Here is a 21,829-nt window from a genome sequence, read left to right on the forward strand (position 1 = left end):
GTGAGAAGGGAACATTATGCGTATTGGTGTACCAAGAGAGCGGTTGGCCAATGAAGCCCGGGTCGCAGCCACGCCGAAAACGGTGGAACAACTGCTGAAGCTGGGTTTTACCGTCGCGATTGAACGCGGGGCGGGCAAACTGGCCAGTTTTGAAGACGTCGCTTACGAAGCCGCCGGCGCGGCGCTGGTGGACGAAAGCGAAGTGTGGCAGTCGGATCTGATCCTGAAAGTCAACGCGCCGCAAGACGACGAGATCGCCTTGATGCGCGAAGGCAGCACGCTGGTCAGCTTTATCTGGCCGGCGCAAAACCCCGAATTGATGGCCAAGCTGGCGGCGCGCAACGTCACCGCGCTGGCGATGGACTCGGTGCCGCGCATCTCGCGCGCCCAGTCGATGGACGCGCTGAGCTCGATGGCCAACATCGCCGGCTACCGCGCGATCGTCGAAGCGGCGCATGAGTTCGGCCGTTTCTTCACCGGCCAGATCACCGCCGCCGGCAAAGTGCCGCCGGCCAAGGTGATGATCATCGGCGCCGGCGTGGCCGGCCTGGCGGCGATCGGCGCCGCGGGCAGCCTCGGCGCCATCGTGCGCGCCTTCGACACCCGCCCGGAAGTGAAAGAGCAGGTGCAGAGCATGGGGGCGGAGTTCCTCGAGCTGGATTTTGAAGAGGAAGCGGGCAGCGGCGACGGCTACGCCAAAGTGATGTCCGAAGCCTTTATCAAGGCCGAGATGGCGCTGTTCGCCGCGCAGGCGGCGGAGGTTGACATCATCGTCACCACCGCGCTGATCCCGGGTAAACCGGCGCCGAAGCTGATCACCAAAGAGATGGTGGCGTCGATGAAGCCGGGCAGCGTGATCGTCGATTTGGCGGCGCAAACCGGCGGCAACTGCGAACTGACCGTGGCCGACACCATTACCGTGACCGACAACGGCGTGAAAATCATCGGCTATACCGATCTGCCGAGCCGCTTGCCGACCCAATCTTCGCAGCTGTACGGCACCAACCTGGTCAACCTGCTGAAGCTGCTGTCGAAAGAGAAAAACGGTGAGATTGACATTGATTTCGACGATACGGTGATCCGCGGCGTTACCGTGGTGCGCAGCGGTGAAATCACCTGGCCGGCGCCGCCGATCCAGGTCTCGGCCCAGCCGAAAGCGGCGCCCGCCGCCGCACCGGCCGCCAAACCCGAAGCCAAACCGACCTCGCCGTGGCTGAAGTATGGCCTGATGGCCCTGGCGATCCTGCTGTTCGGCTGGCTGGCGGACGCGGCGCCGAAAGAGTTCCTGTCGCACTTTACCGTGTTCGCGCTGGCCTGCGTGGTCGGTTACTACGTGGTCTGGAACGTCAGCCACGCGCTGCATACCCCGCTGATGTCGGTTACCAACGCGATCTCAGGGATTATCGTGGTCGGTGCGCTGCTGCAAATTGGCCACGGCGGCTGGGTGAGTTTCCTCTCCTTTATCGCCGTGCTGATCGCCAGCATCAATATTTTCGGTGGGTTCACCGTCACTCAGCGCATGCTGAAGATGTTCCGCAAGAACTAAGGGGTAACAAATGTCTGGAGGATTGGTTACAGCTGCATACATTGTTGCCGCTATTTTGTTTATTTTCAGCCTGGCGGGCCTGTCGCGTCATGAAACGTCGAAGCAGGGCAACCTGTTCGGCGTCGCCGGCATGGCGATCGCGCTGATCGCCACCATCTTGGGGCCGGATTCCGGCAACGTCGGCTGGATCATCATCGCCATGATCATCGGCGGCTCGATCGGCGTCTATCTGGCGAAAAAGGTCGAGATGACCGAAATGCCGGAGCTGGTGGCGGTGCTGCACAGCTTCGTTGGCCTGGCGGCGGTGCTGGTTGGCTTCAACAGCTACCTGGATCACGGCGCGCCGATGGAGCCGGTGATGGCGAATATCCATCTGACCGAAGTGTTCCTCGGCATCTTTATCGGCGCCGTGACCTTCACCGGGTCGATCGTCGCTTTCGGCAAGCTGCGCGGCATCATTTCTTCCAAACCGCTGATGCTGCCGAATCGCCACAAGCTGAACCTGGCGGCGCTGGTGATCTCGTTCCTGTTGCTGGTGGCGTTCGTGCGCACCGACAGCGTGGGCTGGCAGGTGATAGCGCTGCTGCTGATGACGGCGATCGCGCTGGCGTTCGGCTGGCATCTGGTCGCCTCGATCGGCGGCGCCGACATGCCGGTGGTGGTGTCGATGCTCAACTCTTACTCGGGGTGGGCGGCGGCTGCTGCGGGCTTCATGCTGAGCAACGATCTGCTGATCGTCACCGGCGCGCTGGTGGGCTCTTCGGGGGCGATACTGTCTTACATCATGTGCAAGGCGATGAACCGTTCGTTTATCAGCGTGATCGCCGGCGGTTTCGGCAGTGACGGTTCATCCACCGGCGAAGCCGAAGAGATGGGCGAATACCGTGAAACCACGGCGGAAGACGTGGCCGAGCAACTGAAGAACTCCACCTCGGTGATCATCACCCCGGGCTACGGCATGGCGGTGGCGCAGGCGCAGTATCCGGTGGCGGAAATCACCGAAAAACTGCGGGCGCGCGGCGTGAAGGTGCGTTTCGGCATTCACCCGGTCGCGGGGCGCTTGCCGGGCCACATGAACGTGCTGCTGGCGGAAGCGAAGGTGCCGTACGACGTGGTGCTGGAGATGGATGAAATCAACGACGATTTCCCGGATACCGATACCGTGCTGGTAATTGGCGCCAACGACACGGTGAACCCGGCGGCGCTGGAAGATCCGCGCAGCCCGATCGCCGGCATGCCGGTATTGGAAGTGTGGAAAGCGCAGAACGTGATCGCGTTCAAACGCTCGATGAACACCGGCTACGCCGGCGTGCAGAACCCGCTGTTCTTTAAGGAGAACACTCAGATGCTGTTCGGCGACGCCAAAGACAGCGTGGAAGCGATTCTGCGGGCGCTGCAGAAGTAGAATTGGGCAACCAAAGAAAAACGGGCCGCTTTTCAGCGGCCCGTTTCTTTATGAGCGAAGCCTAATCTTCGTCGTCGTGTTCGTCGTCTTCATCCGCTTCGATCGGGCAGTTGAAGTTTTCCGGTTTAATCACCAGCAGGTCGCATTTCAGATGATCGATCACATGTTCCGCGGTATTGCCGATAAAGGCGGCTGAAATACCGGTACGGCCCAGGGTGCCCAGCACCACCACGCCGGCCTGCAGATGTTCGGCCAGATCGGGGATCACCTCTTCCGGCAGGCCTTTTTCCACGTGGGTGAACTCTTCCTTAATGCAGAATTTCTGCCGCAGCGCCTTCATGGCGATCAGATGCTGGCCGCGAATGGCGTCGTTGTAGACGCTCGGGTCGAAGTCGGGCAATTCGATGGCGATGTTGATCGGGGTAACGGGATAGGCGCCGACCAGGTGAACCTCGGTCTGGTTGACGTTTTGCGCCAGTTCGACGGTTTCTTGCACCAGTTTGATATTGAGCGGGTCGTGATAGGGTTCTTCGCTGGCCAGATTGACCGCCACCAGCGCCTTGCCGCCTTCCGGCCAGGGCTGGTCTTTCACCATCCACACCGGGCAAGGGCATTTGCGCAGCAGGTGCCAGTCGGTGGGGGTAAAGATCACCGACTCCAACCGGTCGTGCTGGTGCGCCATTTTCAGCAGCAGGTCATGTTGACCGGACAGCACTTCCTGAATGATGGCTTCGAAGGGGCGGTTATGCCAAACCACTTTGATTTCGATCGGCACGCCGTCGTTGAGATAGAAGCGGCACTGCTCGTTGATCCAGGCGGCGCGTTGGCTGATCACACCTTGCCGCATCGCCGTTCTTTCATCCGGGGAGAGCAGGGTCGTCATTTCGTAAGAGAAGTCATAGATGGGCAGGAAGGCCTTGATGCGCCCGCCGTTCCGTTTTACCAGGTATACGGCGCGGCGCAATGCCGGCTGATCGTCCTGATTGGGGTCAATAGCCACCAGAAGATTCTGATACTTCGCCATAGGGCCTCCTTACAGCTGAAATCAACAGTCTGTTAATTTACAGAGTAACCCAACATTGAAAAACAGAACAACAATGGAAGCGTGCCGGATCAACAATTTCGGTGAAATGTTGATCCGGCGGGGGGATCAGGCGTTGACGGTCACGTTGATGCGCGGCGTACCGGCCAGCACCGACAGCGCGTCGGCGTTTTCGATGGTGATGTATTTGCCTTTCACGCTGAGGATTTCGCTTTTCTGGAAGCGGCCCAGCAGGCGGCTGATGGTTTCTACCGTCAGCCCAAGGTAGTTGCCGATGTCGCCGCGGGTCATGGTCAACCGGAACTCACGCGGTGAGAAGCCGCGCTCCGCAAAGCGGCGCGACAGGTTGTAAACGAACGCCGCCAGGCGCTCTTCGGCGTTTTTCTTCGACAACAGCAGGATCATGTCCTGGTCGCCTTTGATCTCGCCGCTCATCAACCGCATGATTTGCTGACGCAGGTTCGGCATTTTGCCGGACAGATCGTCGAGGGTCTCGAACGGGATCTCGCACACCATCGAGGTTTCCAGCGCCTGAGCGAAGCTCGGGTGCTTCAGGCCGCCGATGGCGTCGAAGCCTACCAGGTCGCCCGCCAGGTGGAAGCCGGTGATCTGCTCATCACCTTGCTCGGTGATGGTGTAGCTTTTGATGGTCCCGGAACGGATCGCGTACAGCGATTTCAGCTCGTCGCCGGCCTTGAACAAGGTCTGGCCTTTCTGGATGGGCTTCTTCCTCTCGATAATGTTGTCGAGCTGATCCAGCTCGTGAGCATTGAGGGTGAAAGGAATGCACAGCTGGCTGATGCTGCAGTCCTGGCAATGGATCGCACAACCACCAGACTGGATACGACGAATCACGCGTTTTTCCGGGATCATAGATTACGCTCATTCAATAATTGATATGAGTCAATTTTAACATCTTTTGCTGCAGCTGATAAGGGTGGCATTAGCATGAATAGGGGTATTGTGTGCGAATTTTGCGCACACATGCCGCCGATTGTTCTGTATCGGACTGAAGTTATGAGTATTATTTGTGACTTATGCGTTTTATTCACACAAGTTATTAATAGTGCCCTGCGGGCACGAGCGCGGCGTTGGGCACTGTGCTTTATTAAGCAGCGCCAAACAATGGCGCTGGATAAGCCGATCGCAGCGGCTACAGCAAACTTTTCGGCAGGTAGCCTTCATGCTGCAGCAGCCACTGCTTGCGCTGTACGCCGCCGGCATAGCCGGTCAGCGCGCCCTGCGAACCGATCACTCGATGGCAGGGCACCACGATGCTGATCGGATTTGAACCGTTGGCCATGCCGACGGCGCGCGAGGCGGTCGGACGACCGATGCGTTGCGCCAGCTGGCCGTAGGTCAGGATCTCGCCACAGGGGATTTGGCGTAGCTGTTGCCAGACGGTGCGCTGGAACTCGGTGCCGGCGGTCATCACCGGCAACCGATCGATAATGCTCAGTTCCCCGGCGAAATAGCGCTGCATGGCGTCGGTCAGCCCGCTGGGATCGCGCTGTTCGCGCAGGGTAAACCGATCGGCGCGGTAGTGGGTGTTCAGCAGCTTCATCAGGCGCGCTTCGTGATCGGTCCAGTCGATCGCCCGCAGGCGCCCCTGTTCATCGGCAATCAGCACCAGTTCTCCCACCGGCGTGGCGGTACGATCAATCAAAAAAGTCTGCATCTGGCTCACTCCTCAGTTTAGTGTGGCGATTATCGCATGAACTGGGAGGGAGCGATGGCGGATTTCGGACATGCTGATGGGCAACCGCAGGGTTGCCCGAATAGCCGGCTTACGGTAAGGCGGGGAGTTATTGTGCGATAAATTTATAAAATAAATTTATAAGTCATCAAGACAAGTTGTGTCTTGTTTATTATTTCAGCAGGCAGTAACGCTTTGTGCTTACTTATAGCTGATAGTCACGCGCTTTAAATGGGGATCGTTATTCACCAACTCACTGCTGACGGCAGAAACTAATTCTTTTGGCATCTCTTTTAACGAAGAGGATATATACCCGCTCTGATATTCCGTCACTTTACCGAAGCAGCTGGAGATAAGCTTTTCATCCTGATGTTTGACGGTGCAGGCCGGCGTGGTAATGGCGCCGGTGAAGCGCACGACGCCGGAGGCGACCTGGCTGCCGGAAAGCGGTTTTGCTTGCAGAGCGAAGGGCAGAATGACCAATGCGCTTAATACGGCTAAGTAATGGTTCATATGCTGTTCCTTTCAGAGTAAAAACACTGCCAATTAAAAAACAAGCGCGCTTGTTTTCATCAAATAAGCTATTTCGCTTGGAGAAATAAAAACGAATGGGCAAAAATCCTACTGCCCGCATTCAATGAATTTGATAATAGGGAGGTAGGATGAGTAAAACCATGATTTGGATCATAGTGAAGGCCGGTTAATGATTTCAGGCGCAGGCGGGATAACAGGCTGTGATCGTTCTCTCAGGAAAGTCGGACAAGGGCGGGCCGTTTTCGTCCCCGTTACGCGGCGGCAGCAACGGGGGCGAGAGCGGGATTACAGCATGCCGCTGCTGCCGCAGATGCGGATCTTTTCCGCCACCACTTCTTTCATCGCCAGCTTGCCGGGGACGATGTATTTACGCGGATCGTTGGCATCCGGGTGCTGTGAAAAGTAGCTTTTTACCGCATCGGCGAAGGCGATTTTCAATTCGGTGGCGACGTTGACCTTGCAAACGCCGAGCGAGATCGCGCGCTTGACCATCGCTTCCGGAATGCCGGAGGCGCCGTGCAGCACCAGGGGGACGTCCACCTGTTCGCGGATCAGCGCCAGGCGCTCAAAATCCAGCTTGGGTTCGCCGTGGTACAGGCCGTGGGCGGAACCGATCGCCACCGCCAGTGAATCGATGCCGGTGGCGGCGACAAACTCGCGTGCCGCCACCGGGTCGGTATAGAAGCTGTCCGCCGTATCGACGATCAGATCGTCCTCTTGCCCGCCCAGGCGGCCCAGTTCGGCCTCCACGCTGGCGCCGTAGCGATGGCACAGGGCCACTGCGGCGGCCACCTTGGCGATATTCTGCTCGAACGGCAAATGGGAACCGTCGATCATTACCGAGCGGATGCCGCTTTTCACCTTGTGCTCGATGTCGTCCAGCGCTTCATGATGATCCAGATGCAGCGCCAGCGGCAGATCGTAGCGGTGCGCGGCCGCCTGACAGATACCGATCAGGTAGTCGGTGCCGGCATAGCTGAAGGTGCCGGGCGTGCCGGCCATGATCACCGGCGAGCGCAACTCGGCGGCGGTCTCCGCCACCACCTGCACGGTTTCCAGATTGTGGACGTTAAACGCCGGAACGGCGTAACCCTGGCGCTGCGCCTTGAGCAGCATGTCTCGGTTGGCTATCAGATACATGGGATCTCCTTACAGCTCGGGGGAAGGAAAACGGTAAATCGTCACGCCTTTCACCACCCGGTTAACCTCGCCGGTCGGGCAAGGGTTGTCCGGGGTCAGCCCCAGCGCCAGCGAACTCTCGAAGGCCAGCATTTGGCTGAACAGCAGATACGGGAACAGCAGCCAGATATCGTCAGCGGCATCGTGCATATGCAGCAGGGCATCGGCGAGAGGTTGGCGTTCGCCGGTCAATCCGACCAGCTGCATTGCCAGTCCGTCGCGCTGCAGTTCGTTCCACAGGTCGCGGTCATACTGACGGGCGTAGTCGTGGTGGGAGAACATCAGCACCACCAATGTCTGGCCGTCGACCATAAATTTCGGGCCATGGCGCAGGCCAAGCGGCGAGTCGTAGCGCGTAACGATGCGGCCGGCGGTCAGCTCCAGCATCTTGAGCGAAGCCTCTTCGGCGAGGCCGGTAAAGCAGCTGCCGCCGAGGGTGATATAGCGGCGGAAACCGCTGGCGGCCAGCGCCTTCACCTGCGGCTGCAGCGTTTCGCGCAGTGTGCGGCAGCGCTGCACCATGGCGTTCAACGGCACCTGGGCGGCCTCAAGCGACGTTGGGCCGAGCAGCAGCGCGGCGCTCAGCATCATGCAGCTGAAGCTGGAGGTCATGGCGAAGCTCTGATCGTTGGCGCCCTGCGGCATTACCAGCGAGCAGACGTTGCCACGCTGATGCGCGTACTGCGCCAGCCGGCTGTCCGGGTTGCACACCAGCATCAGATGATAGCTTTCCGGCAGCAATTGATCGGCCAGCGCCACTGTCGCCACGCTTTCCGGGCTGTTGCCCGAACGGGCGAAGGAGACCAGCAGCGTCGGCCGGTCAGGGTCGAGATACTGTAGCGGGTTGGCGACAATATCGGTGGTGCCGTAGGCCACCACGTCGCGGCCGGTGCGTTCGCGCAGCCAGGGGGCCAGGGCGCGGCCGGCAAATGCCGAACTGCCGGCGCCGCACAGCACGATTTGCAGGCGCGGATTGGCCAGCAGCGGCGCCAGGAACGGCTGCCACTGCGCCTGTTGATCCTGCAGTTGGCGATGCAGCGTCGCCCACAAATCCGGCTGTTGCCAAATTTCTGCGGCGGTATGCCAGGCGTTGCGCTGCTTCAGCCAATTCGTCTCGTAAGAGAAATACGCGTTCATGATGACAGCTCCTTAAAAAGCCTCGATTAACGGTCGGCGATAATCACGTCGATCCCTAAATGGTGCAGCGCCTGCAGATAGTGTTCAGGAATGCGGCTGTCGGTGACCAGGCGGTGGATCTGGCCGATGTCGCGGATCATGCAAAAGCTGGTGCGGCCGAATTTGCTGGCGTCGGCGATGGCGATGACTTCGCGCGCCACCTCGCACATCACCCGGTTCAGCTGCGCTTCGCCCGGATCCGGCGTGGTGATGCCGCTCGCGAGATCGAAGCCGTCGACGCCGAGAAAAAGCTTGTCGAACCGATACTGGCGCAGCTGTTGTTCGGCGGCGGGGCCGTACAGCGACCAGGCTTTGCGGCGCACGCTGCCGCCGACCACCATCAGGTCGATCTGCTCGTTGTTGGCCAGTTCGAAAGCGATGTTGAGCGCGTTGGTCATCACCACCAGATCCTTTTTCCCCGCCAGCTGCGGCGCCATTTGGCTGGTGGTGGAGCCGGAGTCGAGGATGACGGCGTCGCCGTCTTCAATCAGCGCCGCCGCCGCGCAGGCGATGGTGTGTTTTACGTCGCGATTGATGCGGCCCTTGTCCTGCAGCGGGCGGTCGAAGGCGAACTGTTTGTTCAACATGGCGCCGCCGTAGGCGCGCACCGCGCAGCCGTGTTTTTCCAGCTGGCGCAGATCGCTGCGGATGGTGACGCTGGACACCGAAAACTGCTGGCTAAGCTGCTCCACGCGCACCGTGCCCTCGCGGCACAGCTGGTCGATAATTAATTCCCGGCGTTTTGCGGTATTGATCATTAATGCAGACTCCTGATTTACCTGTAGCCGTGCCCGACCGCGGCTTAATAAGCCGCAGCGATACCGACCGGAGCGCTTTCAGTTGTTCGTGGCGAATTACAGCAAACGAAACACTGAAATGCAATCGATTAATTTTAAAATATCTATATCTATCAGTTGGTTATATTTGATTTTGCTTTCGGTTGAGCGGCAACCGAAAGCGGTGTTAACGCAAAGTGAAAACGGCAAATTCGTTATTTTTCAGTCGCCAATTCCCTGCGCTTATTCATTCAGCCCATCGATGCCGAAAGCCGCAGCGATCGCTCGACAACCGCCGGGCTTTCACTGTTTTTTTTTATGCCGGCGCGCTTAAAAGCGCTGCGCCGCGCACGCCGCTGCTGTCACCGTGCACCGGCGGGAACACCGCCGCCGGCTCCATGCCAGGCAGCAGCCAGCGCCGCATCGCCGGCGGCAACAGCCGGTACAGCTCGCCGACGTTGGACAGCCCGCCGCCCAGCACGAAAGCATCGACGTCCAACAGCAGCTGTAAGCCGGCCAGCGCGCAGGCCAGGATGTCGACGTACATGGTCATCAGCCGTTGTGCGAGCGCATCACCGGCACGATAGCAGGCGACCAGCGCCGGCACGTCAGCGGCCGGATGGGAGAAATGGCGGCTCAGCGCCAGCAGCCCGCTGCCGGAGACGTAGCGTTCAAAGCAGCCGGTCAGCCCGCAGTTGCAGCTGAACAGCGGCAGATCGTAACGTTGCGCCAGCTGGGCCGATATCGGCATATGGCCCCATTCGCCCGCCACGCCGCTGCGCCCCTTGTGCAGTTGCCGGTTCACCACCAGGCCGCCGCCGGCACCGGTGCCGATGATGGCGCCGAACACCAGCGGCAGGTGCGCGGTTTGCGGCGTGCTGGCTTCCGACAGCGCGAAGCAGCGGCAGTCGTTCTCGATGGCGATAGGTCGCGCCAACGCCTGCGTCAGGTCATCCGCCAGGCAATGCCCGGTCAGGCAGGGCACGTTGACCGCTAACTGGCGGCGGCTGACGGGATCGGTGATCCCCGGTAAACCGATGCCGATGCTGCCGCGCGTGTGCAGTTCGCGATCCGCCTGCTCGGCCAGCCCGGCGATGCAGGCCACGAACTCGCCGTAATCGCCGGTTGGGGTGCGCACCCGCTGGAGCAGCACCTGATTGAGTCGGCGATCGTAAGCGGCCATTTCAATTTTGGTGCCGCCGATGTCGAAGCCGTAACGCATCTGTCTCATCGCCATGCTTTAGGCTCCGCTCAGGGTGACCACCGCCGCCTCGCGGCGTGCGCGTTCGGCGGCGAACACCATCAGGTGGCTCTCCAGCGCTTCCGCCGGGCCGGCCAGCACCTGGCTCGGATCGTTGGCGCGAATGGCCGCGATAAAGTGCTGCATCAGGTAGTAGTCGCCGCCGCCGTGGCCGGCCATGGCGTGCAGATCCTGGCCGGCATCGGTGTCGTAATGCGTTTCACCGTCGTTGAGGAACGAGGTGATGCGGATATGGCGACCGTCGCCCTCCAGGCAGCCGCGGCTGCCAAAGATGCGGGTGTGCCGATCTTCGTGGCGGGTAAAGGCCGTCATGGTGAACGACGCGGTGCGGCCGCCGGCGAACTGCATATTGACCACCTGATGGTCGACCACGTTATTGTCGCAGCGGTAGACGCAGCGGCCGTAAGGCCCGTCGCGCAGCGCCGCCCGCAGCGTCGACTGGTCGGGCTCTGGCGTCAGCACCCGCAGAAAACCGGGCGTGGCCTTGTGATTGTCGCCCAGATAGATGCGTTTGGCGGAATAGGGGCAGTTTGCCTCTACCGCGCAATCCAGGCAGTTGTCCGCCGCGCCGGCCGGTTGGTTTTCCTGGCGGAAGTGGCGCAGGTTGCCGAAGGAGCTGACCTGTTCGCAGGGCTGCTCCATCACGTAGCGGATCCAGTCGATGTCGTGGCAGGATTTCTGCAGCAGCATAAAGGCGGCCTGCCGATCGTTGCGCCAGTTGCCGCGCACGAAGGAGTGCGCCTGATGCCAGTAGCCGACCGGTTCCAAATGTTGCAGGCTGATGATGTCGCCGATCGCGCCGTCGCGCAGCAACTGTTTGAGCTTTTGGGTATAGCGGGTGTAACGCAGCACGTGGCCGACCGAGAAGATCAGCTTTTGGCGCGTCACCTCGGCGACGATGGCGCGGCACTCGTCGGCGTCCGGCGACAGCGGTTTTTCCAGCAGCATGGCGTAGCCCTGGCGGGCGAAGGCCAGCGCCGGTTCGAGGTGCATCCGATCCTGGGTGCAGATCAGCACCGCGTCGGCCAGCTTGCCGGCGTCGGCGGCCTGACGCCAGTCGGTGAAGACGTTTTCCGGCGCGATGGCATGCTGCGCCACGAACGGCTCGCGGTAGGCGTCGCGCGGTTCCGCTACCGCCACCACCTGCATCAAATCGGGATGCGCCAGCGCATAGCGCGAGTAGATTTCACCGCGCGCCCCGGCGCCGACCACCAGCACCCGCACCGGGCGATGGGCAAAGCTGTTGGGTTGTGTTGACGACATTGCTGGATACTCCGCTGTTGTTATTTGAGGTTTTGGCCGCTGAGCTCGTCGAACAAATGCGCGCGCGTCAGATCGAATGCCAGATGAATGTTTTCGCCGAGGCGCGGCTCCCAATCCGGCAGCGACGCCATGCGCAGCACGAAGCGCAAATCGGCCAGTTCGCAGTGCAGCAGCTCTTCGTTGCCCATGCGCTCGATAGTGACGATCTGCGCCGGGAAACAGTTGGCGCTGCCGGGCGCGCACAGCCGCAAGGACTCCGGCCGGATGCCGAGACACACCCGCGCATGCGGGTAGTCCGCCAATTGCCGTTGCAGCGCAGACGGCAGATCGAGCTGGTGCTGCAGGCCGATACGCAGCCGCACCGTTTGGCCGTCGCGCACGATCGCCAGATCGTGCAAATTCATCGACGGGCTGCCGATAAACTCGGCGACGAAACGGTTGGCGGGGTGGTGGTACAGGTTGATCGGTTTATCCACCTGCATGATGGCGCCGCGGTTCATCACGCAAATGCGATCGCCCATGGTCATCGCCTCGACCTGATCGTGGGTGACGTACACCATGGTGGCAGCGGCGCCTTCCTGCTTCAGCTGGTTGTGCAGTTCGATCAGTTGCACGCGCATCGACACCCGCAGCTTGGCGTCGAGGTTGGACAGCGGCTCGTCAAACAGGAACACCTTGGGTTTGCGCACGATGGCGCGGCCGACCGCCACCCGCTGGCACTGGCCGCCGGAGAGCTGGCCCGGCTTGCGCTGCAGCAGATTGGTGATCTCCAGCTTTTCCGCCGCGTCGCGCACCCGGCGGTCGATCTCGGCCTTGCTTTCTTTGCCGATCAGGCCGAACGCCATGTTCTTGTACACCGTCATGTGCGGGTACAACGCATAGTTCTGGAACACCATGGCGACGCCGCGATCCTTCGGCATGCTGTCGTTGACGCAGCGATCGTGGATCAGGATCTGCCCCTCGCTGACGCTCTCCAGCCCGGCGATCATCCGCAGCAGGGTGGATTTGGCGCAGCCGGACGGGCCGACGAATACCATAAATTCCCCATCCTCAATGTCCAGATCGACGCCGTGCAGCGCGTGGAAACCGTTGGGGTACACTTTTTTAACGCTGTTTAACTGAATTCCGGCCATGTCGTTTACCTTGTCTGCGCGTTAGCCTTTCACCCCGGCGCTGGCGATGCCCTGGATGAAATAGCGTTGGAAAATAATGAACAGCATCAGCATCGGGATCACCGCCATCAGCGCCCCGGCCATCAGCAACGGGTATTCCACCCCGGCGCGGCTGGAGAGCGAGGCCAGCCCAACCGGCAGCGTCAGCTTCTCGGTGGTGGTATTGACGATCAGCGGCCACATCAGGTTGTTCCAGCTCCACAGGCCGTTGATGATGACGCAGGCGATAATGCCGGGCCGGATCAGCGGCAGCATGATGCGCCAGAAGATGGCGAAGTAGCTGTAACCGTCGATCAACGCCGCTTCCTCCATCTCCTTCGGCACCGCCAGGAAAAACTGGCGCAGCAGAAAGGTGGCGTAAACGCTGAAAATGCCCGGCAGCACCAGCCCGGTGATGCTGTTGACCAGCCCCAGCTTCTGCACCACCAGGAATTGCGGGATCAGAAACGCCTGTCCGGGCACCATCAGGATCGACACGCACACCAGAAACACCGCGTCGCGGCCGCGAAAATGCAGGCGCGAGAAGCCATAGGCGGCCAGGGTGGCGATCGCCATCTGCAGGGTGACGGTGAAGAAGGTCGCCAGAAGCGAGTTGAGATAAAAACCGGCGAACGGGATTTCGTGCATCACCCGGCCGTAGGCCTGCAGGCTGGGATGCGCTGGCAGCAGCGTCAGCGGGATCTGAATGCTCTCGGCCTGGGTTTTCAGCGAGGTCACCAGCATCCAGATAAAGGGCACCACCGAGGCCAGCGCCGCCAGCCCCATAAACAGGTACACCAGCGTTTTCTTGCTTGCGTTCATGTGCAGCTCCTCAGCTGACTTTCAGGCGCTTGCCGATCGCCATTTGAATCAGGGTGATCACCAGCGTGACGGCGAACAGCACCACGGTGATGGCGGAGGCGTAACCTTTTTCCTGCAGGTAAAACGCGTACTTGTAGAACAGGTTGGTGACGGTCATCACGTCGTTTTCCACCAGCGCGCGGTCGAACATCAGGAACACCACGTCAAAGACTTGCAGGATCTCGATAAAGCTCATCACCGACACGAAGAACAGCGTCGGCACCATCATCGGCAGCGTGATGCAGAAGAAGCGCCGCAGGGTGCCGATGCCGTCGATATCCGCCGCTTCGTACAACTGGCGTGGAATGCTCTGCAGTCCGGCCAGCAAAATGATGATCTTCAGCGCCAGCGACGACCAGATGATGATGATGGATACGCTGATGCGCACCACATCCGGATCGGACAGCCAGGCGACCGGCGCAATGTGCAGCAGGCCCAGCGCCTGGTTGATCAGGCCGAAGTCCTTGTTGAACAGCCATTGCCACACCATGGCCACCGCCGCGGGCATGGTGACCGCCGGCAGGAACAGCAGGGTGCGCAGCAGGCCTTTGCCGCGGATATTCTGGTTGAGGCCGATCGCCAGCAGCAGCGACAGGCTCAGGCTGATCGGCACGCAGACCACCACGTAGAACAGGGTGTTGGCGGCGGCGGTGTAAAAGTCGTCGTCTTCGAACAGGTTGAGATAGTTATCGACGCTGATGCTGCTCCAGCGCATGAATTGGTTCAGATCGGTAAAGCTGTAAAAGATGTTTTGCAAGAAGGGGATCAGGTAAAACACCGTCACCCCCAACAACAGCGGCAGGATCATCACCCAGCCCCAGAAGCGCTCGGCGCGTTCGAGCCGATTGAGCGCGGGACGGGCGGTGCGCCGGGGGTGTTTCAGGGTGACCGTAGCCGTTTCTGCCAGCGACATGTTGCCATTCCTCACCTATGACGTTCAGCGTGGTTCCCCCGCGGCGCGCGCTCGGGGCTGCGCGCCGCGGCGGGGTGATTACTGCTCCATGACGCGCGCGATCTTCTTGACCGATTTGTCCATTTCCTGCTTAGCGTCCGCGCCCATAAAGATCTTTTTCAGGCTGGCGATCCACATGTTTTGCCACTTCGGCGTATTGGTGCCGGCGGTGGGGTAAGCCTGGGTCACTTCAAGGGTCTGGATATAAGGCGTGACGTCAACCTTTTGGATCTGCTGCGCCCAGACCTTGGCCGCCGTCTTGTTGGCCGGGATCACCACCTTGGCCAGCTCCGCCTGCGAGGCTTCGCTGCTCATGAAGGCGATATATTTCCAGGCGGCCTGCTTGTGGGCGCTTTTCGCCGACATGGCGAAGGCCAGACTGTGCGCCACGCCGGACTGGCGTTCAATTTTGGGCATCATCACCACGCCGATGTGGTCGTTGATCAGCGGGTTATTGGCGAACGGCGCCGCCAGCCAGGAGCCGGCATAGACCATCGCGGCGCGGTTGGACTGGAAGATGTTCTCGGTTTTGACTTCGCTCATCTGCTGGGCGCTCGGCATCAGGCCGTCTTTCATCATGCCCTGCAGTTGCTGATAGACCCAGATGGACTTGTCGTTGGCGATGTCGGTAGGCTGGCCATCCTTGGGCACGATGTGATTGCCGTTTTGGAACAGCAGGTTCATGTAGCTGTCCTGGCCGTCGATGCTGAGGTCCATCACCAGCGGGAAGGCGGCGCCTTTCAGCCCGTTTTTCAGCGCGGCGGCTTTGCTCTTCAGATCGTCCCAGCTCCAGTCGCTGGTGGGATAGCTGACGCCGGCCTGATCGAACAGTTTTTTGTTGTACCACACGGCGATGGAATCGACGTCGCGCGGGATGGCCATCTGTTGGCCGTCGTACTGATAGGCTTTCACCGAGCTGGCGACCACGTCGTCCAGTTTAAGGCTGCTGTCCTTAATATAGGGCGCCAACGGTTCCATAATGCCGTTTTTGGCGTACTGCACAAAATAAGGCATATTGATCCAGAATATATCTGGCGCTACGCCGCCGGCGGCGGCGGAATCTAATTTAACGAAATATTGCGCCGAGGGAGTTAATTCTATTTCTATTTTTATATCCGGATTAGCCTGTTCAAAGCGCTTGGCAATCTCCTGTTCGGCAGGTAATTGGTTTCTGTCCCAAACGGCATAGCGTAAAGTTATTTTATCTGCGGCATGGAGCAGTGTGGGTAATAATAATGCGCTGGCAAGAATAGAATGCGCCAGTAGGCGGCCGGTATTTTTTATCGGTGACATTGCCTTCCCCTCGGTGAGCGACGAATAGCGTTTTTCGCAACGTAAATTCTTTCTATCCCTTAACTTTCAATGTGTCAATACACCCCCAAACGCCCAAAAATGGGGCGACAATGTTTCACTGTTGTTAAAATCGAAAGACTTTTGCGGCCAAGTGAAAGGGGTTTCTGTTTACATCTCATTAACCTTTTAGCGGGGTTTTTCCCCGGTGGCGCGGCATTTAGCGGCCTTCGCAGGCATAGGAATAACTGATAACCCTTGCACCATAATGGGGATTAAAAATATTTTTATTGTGCAAGCTTCAGCTTCTTTCATTTTTGTGATGCAAATAAACAAAAAAATCTTGCTGGGGCTGTCCGAGGAGGGCACTTGAACGTTTTTTATTGCCGGCTATTGTTTGTGGCGATAAAAGACGCTAGCCTGAATCTCACAACATTTATTCATCCAAAATAAAGAGGGCGAAATATCATGCGCCTGTCTCTGGTATTTACGCATTGCCTGGAAAAAGTATTTCATCGCCAAAATATGCCGCCCATTGCCGTGGAAAATCGGCTGAGCGGGTTAAATAACGAGGTACTGTCCTGGCAGGCGGTGTACTGTTTGCAAACCCCGGGCAACGAGACTCGCCATGAGCTGTGTTATCAACTCGACGGGCCGCTGGCGGAGTATATCAGCGTGCGCCAGGTGCAATCGGTGCCGAGCGGTTTTCCCTGTTATCGCGAGACCGATGAGAATTACCTGACCACCGAGCCGGGCTTATTTCCCGATCCGCTGATGCCGCTGCCGCAACGGCGTTTTTTTGCCGCCTGCCGCTATTATGGCAGCCTGTGGTTGACCCTGACGCCGCCGGCCGACGCGCAACTGGCCGGAGACTTTCCGTTGACCCTGCGGCTGCTGGATGCCCAGAGCGGCGAGGCGCTGGCCGAGGCCACACTGACGCTGCATCTGGTGCCCGCGGCGTTGCCGCCGCAAACGCTGTTGCACACCGAATGGCTGCACACCGACTGCCTGGCGGATTACTACCGTTTGGCGGTGTTCAGCCCGGCGTACTGGCGCGCGGTGCGCAACTTTGTGCGCTGCGCGGTGCAGGCTGGCGTCAATATGCTGCTGACGCCGCTGTTCACGCCGCCGCTGGATACCGCCGTTGGCGGCGAACGCACCACGGTACAGTTGGTGAGGGTGACACATTCGGCGCACGGGTATGGCTTCGATTTCAGCCGTCTGGCGCAGTGGGTGGCGTTGGCGCAGGAAGAGGGTATCGAGCACTTCGAAATCGCGCCGCTGTTTACCCAATGGGGCGCGGCGCATGCGCCGAAGATCGTGGTGGAGGAGCAGGGCGAGACGCGAACGCAGTTCGGCTGGCACACCGATGCGCAGGGCGAAGCGTATCAGCGTTTCCTACAGGCGCTGCTGCCGGCGTTGACCGCCTGGTTCCGCGAACGGGGGCTGGAACGGCAGGTATGGTTCCATGTTTCCGATGAGCCGACGTTGGACAACCTGGCGGCCTACCGGCGCGCCAGCGCCGCGCTGCGCCCGCTGCTGGATGGCTTCCGCACCTTCGATGCGCTGTCGGATTTCGCGTTTTATCAGCAAGGCCTGGTGGAAACCCCGGTCGTTGCGACCGACCACCTCGAACCTTTTATCGAACACCAGGTCCCCGGCCTGTGGGCCTATTACTGCTGCGTGCAGAAGACTGAGGTCGCCAATCGCTTCTTCGCTCAGCCTTCGGCGCGCAACCGCATATTGGGCGTGCAGCTGTATCTGTACCGCATCGCCGGCTTTCTGCACTGGGGATTCAACTTCTATAACAGCGCCCATTCGCGTGAACGCATCAATCCGTACGCGGTGACCGACAGCGGCCATGCGTTTCCCTCCGGCGATCCGTTCGTAGTCTACCCCGGTGAGGATCTGCAGCCGGTGGAGTCGCTGCGCCTGCGGGTGCTGCACCAGGGGCTGCAAGACATGTGCGCGCTGCAGCTGCTGGAGAGTTTGACCGATCGGGCGACGGTGGAAGCGCTTATAGAAAGTGAGCTGGGCATGCGCATCACCTTCAAGCGTTATCCGCACCAGGCCGGGGCGCTGCTGCGCCTGCGCGACGCGGTAAACCGCCGCATCGAAGCGTTGCTGGCGCCGATGTGAAGGCAAGTGGGGGCGAAAATGCGTCTTTCGCTCCCAATTCGCCATTACTTTGCTATACCTGATAGTCGATGGATTCACTTTATTGTCATGTAACTGACATGTCAGAGTCACGGCTCTGGCTTAAGTTTGCAGCGACTACGTCAGGAGATAACGCGATGTTCAGCCTGGATTCTCTGTTGCAAGATGCATTTCCACACCGCAATACCCCCGCCTGGCAGCGCAGCCTGCTAAGAACCCTTCTCTTCGAAAAAGAATTCAAACAGTTCGCCGCCGATTATCCCCATCTGAAAGGGCTCGATCTGATCGAGCAGGTGGTGGACTACTTTAACCTCAGCTGCGAGCTGGTGGACGGCGATCTGGAAAACATCCCGAGCCAGGGGCCGGTGGTGCTCGTGGCCAATCACCCGATCGGCTCGCTCGACGGCTTGGTATTGCTGCGCGCCGTTGCCGCGGTGCGCCCGGACGTGAAAGTGGTGGCCAACCAGCTGCTGACCTACATTGAACCGCTGCGCAGCCTGTTCGTGCCGGTGGATAACGTCGCTTATAAAACCAGCCGCAAACAGATTGAAGGCATGCAGCAGCAGCTGGACAACCAGGGGGCGCTGATCCTGTTCCCGGCAGGCGAAGTGTCGCGCATGAGCCCGAAAGGCATCCGCGACGGCCACTGGCATACCGGTTTTCTGCGCCTGGCCGCCAAAGCGCGCGCGCCGATCGTGCCGATCCACATCAGCGCACGCAACAGCAACCTGTTCTACTTTACCTCTCTGGTCTACCGGCCGCTGTCGACCTTGCTGCTGGTGCGCGAAATGTTCCAGCAGCGGGGCGGGCGTATCAAGATCCGCGTCGGCGGCCGCGTGCCGTTCGCCAACTGGCACGACGGCCACACCAGCGCCAAGGATCTGGCGGAGCGTTTTCGCCGCCACGTCTATCGTCTGGGCCAGGGCAAGCCGGGGCTGTTCGCCAGCGAATCGCCGATTGCGCTGCCGGAAGATCGTCTGGAGCTGAAAAAGGCGCTGGCGAACTGCGAACGGTTGGGGGTAACGCCGGACGGTAAAACCATCTATCTCTATCGTCGCCATGACGAAGCGCGTACGCCAATCCTGCGCGAGCTGGGGCGCCTGCGCGAGATCGCTTTCCGCGCGGTGGGGGAAGGATCCGGCCGCCGCCGCGATCTGGACAGCTACGACGACGATTACTATCACCTGGTGCTGTGGGACGAGGAGGAGCTGGAGATCGTCGGCGCCTATCGTTTTATCCCCACCGCCGAACAAATCGCGCGTAAGGGCCTGGAGAGCATCTACAGCAACAGCCTGTTCCATTATGACCGCGATATGGAACCGATCCTGGCGCAGGGCATCGAGCTGGGGCGCAGCTTCATTCAGCCGGCCTATTGGGGCAAGCGCGGGCTGGACTATTTGTGGCTGGGCATCGGCGCCTATCTGTCGAAATACCCGCAGTACCGCTATCTGTTCGGCCCGGTGTCGATCTCCGGCGGCATGCCGCTGGCAGCACGTGATTTGCTGATCGCCTTCTATCGGCTCTATTTCTCGCCGGATCACGCGTTCGCGCAGTCGCGGCGGCCTTATCCGGCGTCGCTGCCGCAGGTGCTGGCGCAGTTTGCCGGGGACAACTACCAGGAAGATCTGGTGCGGCTGAAGAGCCTGCTCAGCAATATCGGCTGCTCGATCCCAACGCTGTACAAGCAGTACACCGAACTGTGCGAGCCGGGCGGGGTACAGTTTATCGACTTTGGCACCGATCCGGCGTTCAACAACTGTATCGACGGGCTGGTGTTGGTGGATACCACGCGGCTCAAGCCATCGCGGTATCAGCGTTACATCGCGGTGCACCAGCCGCAGCCGGCCGAGACGGCATGACTACAGTCTGACTCATGCCTTTTTGATCTAAGCACGACCTTGGGGCCGGCGACGGGATAGCGCTACGATAAACGTTTTGCTTTCCACCGCCGGAGCCCGTCATGCCCCATTCGTTTATCCCGCCGTTATTGTCCGCCGATGAACCCTCTGCCGCCGCCGTGGAAATCCCGCGCGGCAAAGCGCCCTTTTTGCTGCTGTGCGATCACGCCGGTAAGGCGATACCGCAATCCCTTGGCGACCTTGGTTTGCCGCCGGGGGAGATCGAACGCCACATCGGCTGGGACATCGGCGCGCTGAGCGTGTCGCGCCATCTGAGCCGTCAGCTGGACGCCACCCTGATCCACCAGCGTTATTCACGGCTGGTGATCGACTGCAACCGGGCGCCAGGCATCGCCAGCTCGATCCCGCATTTGTCCGAACTGACGCCGATACCCGGCAATATCGGTATTGACGCCGAGCACGCGCTGGCGCGCGAGCGTGAGGTGTTTTTGCCGTATCACCACGCCATCGACGATCATTTGGGGCAACGTCAGCTGCGCGAACTGCCGACGGCGGTGATCGCCATGCACAGTTTCACACCGGTGTTCAAAGGGGAATCGCGCCCCTGGCAGGTGGGGTTGCTGTTTAATCGCTACCCGGAATTCGCCCGGCTGCTGGCCGAGCTGCTGCGCGAAGAGGGGGATTTGCAGGTGGGGATCAACGAGCCCTATGCAATGACCGACGCCACCGACTACACGTTGCCGGTGCACGCGGAACGGCGCGGATTGCCTTACGTCGGCATCGAAATTCGCCAGGATCTGATCGCCGACGAACGCGGGCAACAGGCATGGGCGAAACGTTTCGCGCGCCTGCTGCCGCAGGCCTGGCAACGCTGGCAAATTTGACTTTAGGAATATTCCCAGAGATGATAACCATAAGGAATACATAAGACGTCATTAGAAAAAAAGTCAGGAGAGACGTGTGGAGCACAGCGATAACGGACTGTTTATCAAACGGGAGCGTTTTGAAGTTCTGGCGATTCTGCGTGAAATTTGCAAACAACGCACGCCGCTGCGCGTAGAAAATCAGCAGCACCGGTTTCAAAGTCTGTTATTGAGCGTCGGGCCGGACAATATCGTGTTTAGCGGTGAGGAAGCGGAAAACGCCATCGACGGCGCCTGCACCATCGTGATTGAAAGCCACGACGCCAAAATCGAGTTTTCCGTCGGTCAGGCAGAACTGACCGAACATCAGGGCGTCCAGGCCTGCTCGACCCGGCTGCCGCAGGAGTTGGTCTATATCCAGCGCCGCCGCCAATTCCGCATCACTACGCCGCACTGGCGCCAATTCTTCTGCACCGGCGAGTACCCGGACGGCACGCCTTATGAGCTGCGGATCCACGATCTCTCCGCCGGCGGCGTCGGTTTGCGTTTCGACGGCCCGCTGCCGGATTTCTTCCAGCCTGGCCTGCAGTTCAAAAAAGCGGAGCTGGATCTGGGCAGCTACGGCAGCTTCAAGGTCAATATGGAGCTGGTGGTGGTCAACGACGATCAGGAAACCGACGATAACGACCAGGTGGTGCACTTCTCGCGCCTGTCGTGCCGTTTCCTCAAGCTGGGGCTGGCGATGGAGCGCAAAATTCAGAGCGCGGTGTTCGCCTTCGAGCTGGATTTCAACAAAAAGAAAAAACGCTGATATTTAT

General features: G+C 59.9%; 19 protein-coding genes. 6 read left to right on the forward strand and 13 right to left on the reverse strand.

All coding sequences use genetic code 11. The features are described 5' to 3' along the window. Positions 1-16 precede the first annotated feature (16 nt). Both pntA and pntB read left to right on the forward strand, forming a co-directional pair. Positions 17-1,546, forward strand: coding sequence for a Re/Si-specific NAD(P)(+) transhydrogenase subunit alpha (gene pntA, locus ACMGF9_RS10965; RefSeq protein ID WP_004938288.1), 1,530 nt, complete (start codon positions 17-19; stop codon positions 1,544-1,546). Between the two features lie 10 nt (positions 1,547-1,556). After that, complete coding sequence (pntB, locus tag ACMGF9_RS10970) at positions 1,557-2,951, forward strand: Re/Si-specific NAD(P)(+) transhydrogenase subunit beta (protein ID WP_031299663.1); 1,395 nt, start codon at positions 1,557-1,559, stop codon at positions 2,949-2,951. Between the two features lie 61 nt (positions 2,952-3,012). On the opposite strand, the gene uspE is transcribed toward pntB, so the two are convergent. From uspE to ACMGF9_RS11035, 13 genes are all read right to left on the reverse strand, one after another. Continuing rightward, entirely contained in the window at positions 3,013-3,975 is a 963-nt protein-coding gene (uspE, locus tag ACMGF9_RS10975; RefSeq protein WP_004938281.1) for a universal stress protein UspE, read from the reverse strand. Positions 3,976-4,101: 126 nt separating this feature from the next. After that, complete coding sequence (locus ACMGF9_RS10980) at positions 4,102-4,866, reverse strand: FNR family transcription factor (RefSeq protein ID WP_004938278.1); 765 nt, start codon at positions 4,864-4,866, stop codon at positions 4,102-4,104. 280 nt (positions 4,867-5,146) lie between these two features. Further along, positions 5,147-5,671, reverse strand: coding sequence for a methylated-DNA--[protein]-cysteine S-methyltransferase (ogt, locus tag ACMGF9_RS10985; RefSeq protein WP_004938274.1), 525 nt, complete (start codon positions 5,669-5,671; stop codon positions 5,147-5,149). A gap of 219 nt (positions 5,672-5,890) precedes the next feature. After that, positions 5,891-6,202, reverse strand: coding sequence for a hypothetical protein (locus ACMGF9_RS10990; RefSeq protein ID WP_021503777.1), 312 nt, complete (start codon positions 6,200-6,202; stop codon positions 5,891-5,893). A 306-nt stretch (positions 6,203-6,508) separates the two neighbouring features. After that, a complete protein-coding gene (locus tag ACMGF9_RS10995) occupies positions 6,509-7,363 on the reverse strand; it encodes a tagatose bisphosphate family class II aldolase (RefSeq protein WP_004938268.1) in 855 nt (284 codons plus the stop codon). Between the two features lie 9 nt (positions 7,364-7,372). Then, positions 7,373-8,539, reverse strand: a complete 1,167-nt coding sequence (locus tag ACMGF9_RS11000) for an SIS domain-containing protein (RefSeq protein ID WP_021503776.1) — start codon at positions 8,537-8,539, stop codon at positions 7,373-7,375. Between the two features lie 26 nt (positions 8,540-8,565). Then, positions 8,566-9,336 (reverse strand): transcriptional repressor AgaR, encoded by a 771-nt coding sequence (agaR, locus tag ACMGF9_RS11005; RefSeq protein ID WP_164123790.1) that lies wholly within the window; start codon positions 9,334-9,336, stop codon positions 8,566-8,568. Positions 9,337-9,670: 334 nt separating this feature from the next. After that, complete coding sequence (locus tag ACMGF9_RS11010) at positions 9,671-10,576, reverse strand: ROK family protein (protein ID WP_041922243.1); 906 nt, start codon at positions 10,574-10,576, stop codon at positions 9,671-9,673. 18 nt (positions 10,577-10,594) lie between these two features. Next, positions 10,595-11,878 carry a Gfo/Idh/MocA family protein gene (locus ACMGF9_RS11015; protein ID WP_414160227.1) on the reverse strand — a complete coding sequence of 428 codons (1,284 nt, stop codon included), beginning with the start codon at positions 11,876-11,878 and terminating at the stop codon, positions 10,595-10,597. A 20-nt stretch (positions 11,879-11,898) separates the two neighbouring features. Continuing rightward, positions 11,899-13,011, reverse strand: a complete 1,113-nt coding sequence (locus ACMGF9_RS11020) for an ABC transporter ATP-binding protein (protein ID WP_021503773.1) — start codon at positions 13,009-13,011, stop codon at positions 11,899-11,901. Positions 13,012-13,032: 21 nt separating this feature from the next. Further along, positions 13,033-13,851 carry a carbohydrate ABC transporter permease gene (locus ACMGF9_RS11025; RefSeq protein ID WP_004938251.1) on the reverse strand — a complete coding sequence of 273 codons (819 nt, stop codon included), beginning with the start codon at positions 13,849-13,851 and terminating at the stop codon, positions 13,033-13,035. Positions 13,852-13,861: 10 nt separating this feature from the next. Beyond that, entirely contained in the window at positions 13,862-14,803 is a 942-nt protein-coding gene (locus ACMGF9_RS11030) for a carbohydrate ABC transporter permease (protein WP_015377976.1), read from the reverse strand. Positions 14,804-14,881: 78 nt separating this feature from the next. After that, positions 14,882-16,135, reverse strand: coding sequence for an ABC transporter substrate-binding protein (locus ACMGF9_RS11035; RefSeq protein WP_414160228.1), 1,254 nt, complete (start codon positions 16,133-16,135; stop codon positions 14,882-14,884). A 465-nt stretch (positions 16,136-16,600) separates the two neighbouring features. On the opposite strand from ACMGF9_RS11035, the gene ACMGF9_RS11040 reads away from it, so the two are divergent. From ACMGF9_RS11040 to ACMGF9_RS11055, 4 genes are all read left to right on the forward strand, one after another. Continuing rightward, complete coding sequence (locus ACMGF9_RS11040; RefSeq protein WP_103085315.1) at positions 16,601-18,271, forward strand: DUF4091 domain-containing protein; 1,671 nt, start codon at positions 16,601-16,603, stop codon at positions 18,269-18,271. Between the two features lie 155 nt (positions 18,272-18,426). Next, the gene (gene olsF, locus ACMGF9_RS11045; protein ID WP_015377973.1) at positions 18,427-20,148 is read left to right on the forward strand and encodes an ornithine lipid synthase OlsF; all 1,722 of its coding nucleotides are present in this window, start codon (positions 18,427-18,429) and stop codon (positions 20,146-20,148) included. Between the two features lie 101 nt (positions 20,149-20,249). After that, positions 20,250-21,032, forward strand: coding sequence for an N-formylglutamate amidohydrolase (locus tag ACMGF9_RS11050; RefSeq protein WP_015377972.1), 783 nt, complete (start codon positions 20,250-20,252; stop codon positions 21,030-21,032). A 76-nt stretch (positions 21,033-21,108) separates the two neighbouring features. Continuing rightward, entirely contained in the window at positions 21,109-21,822 is a 714-nt protein-coding gene (locus ACMGF9_RS11055; RefSeq protein WP_004938226.1) for a flagellar brake protein, read from the forward strand. The last annotated feature ends 7 nt before the right edge of the window (positions 21,823-21,829 follow it).

It is taken from the genome of Serratia sp. BNK-23 (assembly GCF_047456145.1).
Taxonomy (GTDB): domain Bacteria; phylum Pseudomonadota; class Gammaproteobacteria; order Enterobacterales; family Enterobacteriaceae; genus Serratia; species Serratia nematodiphila.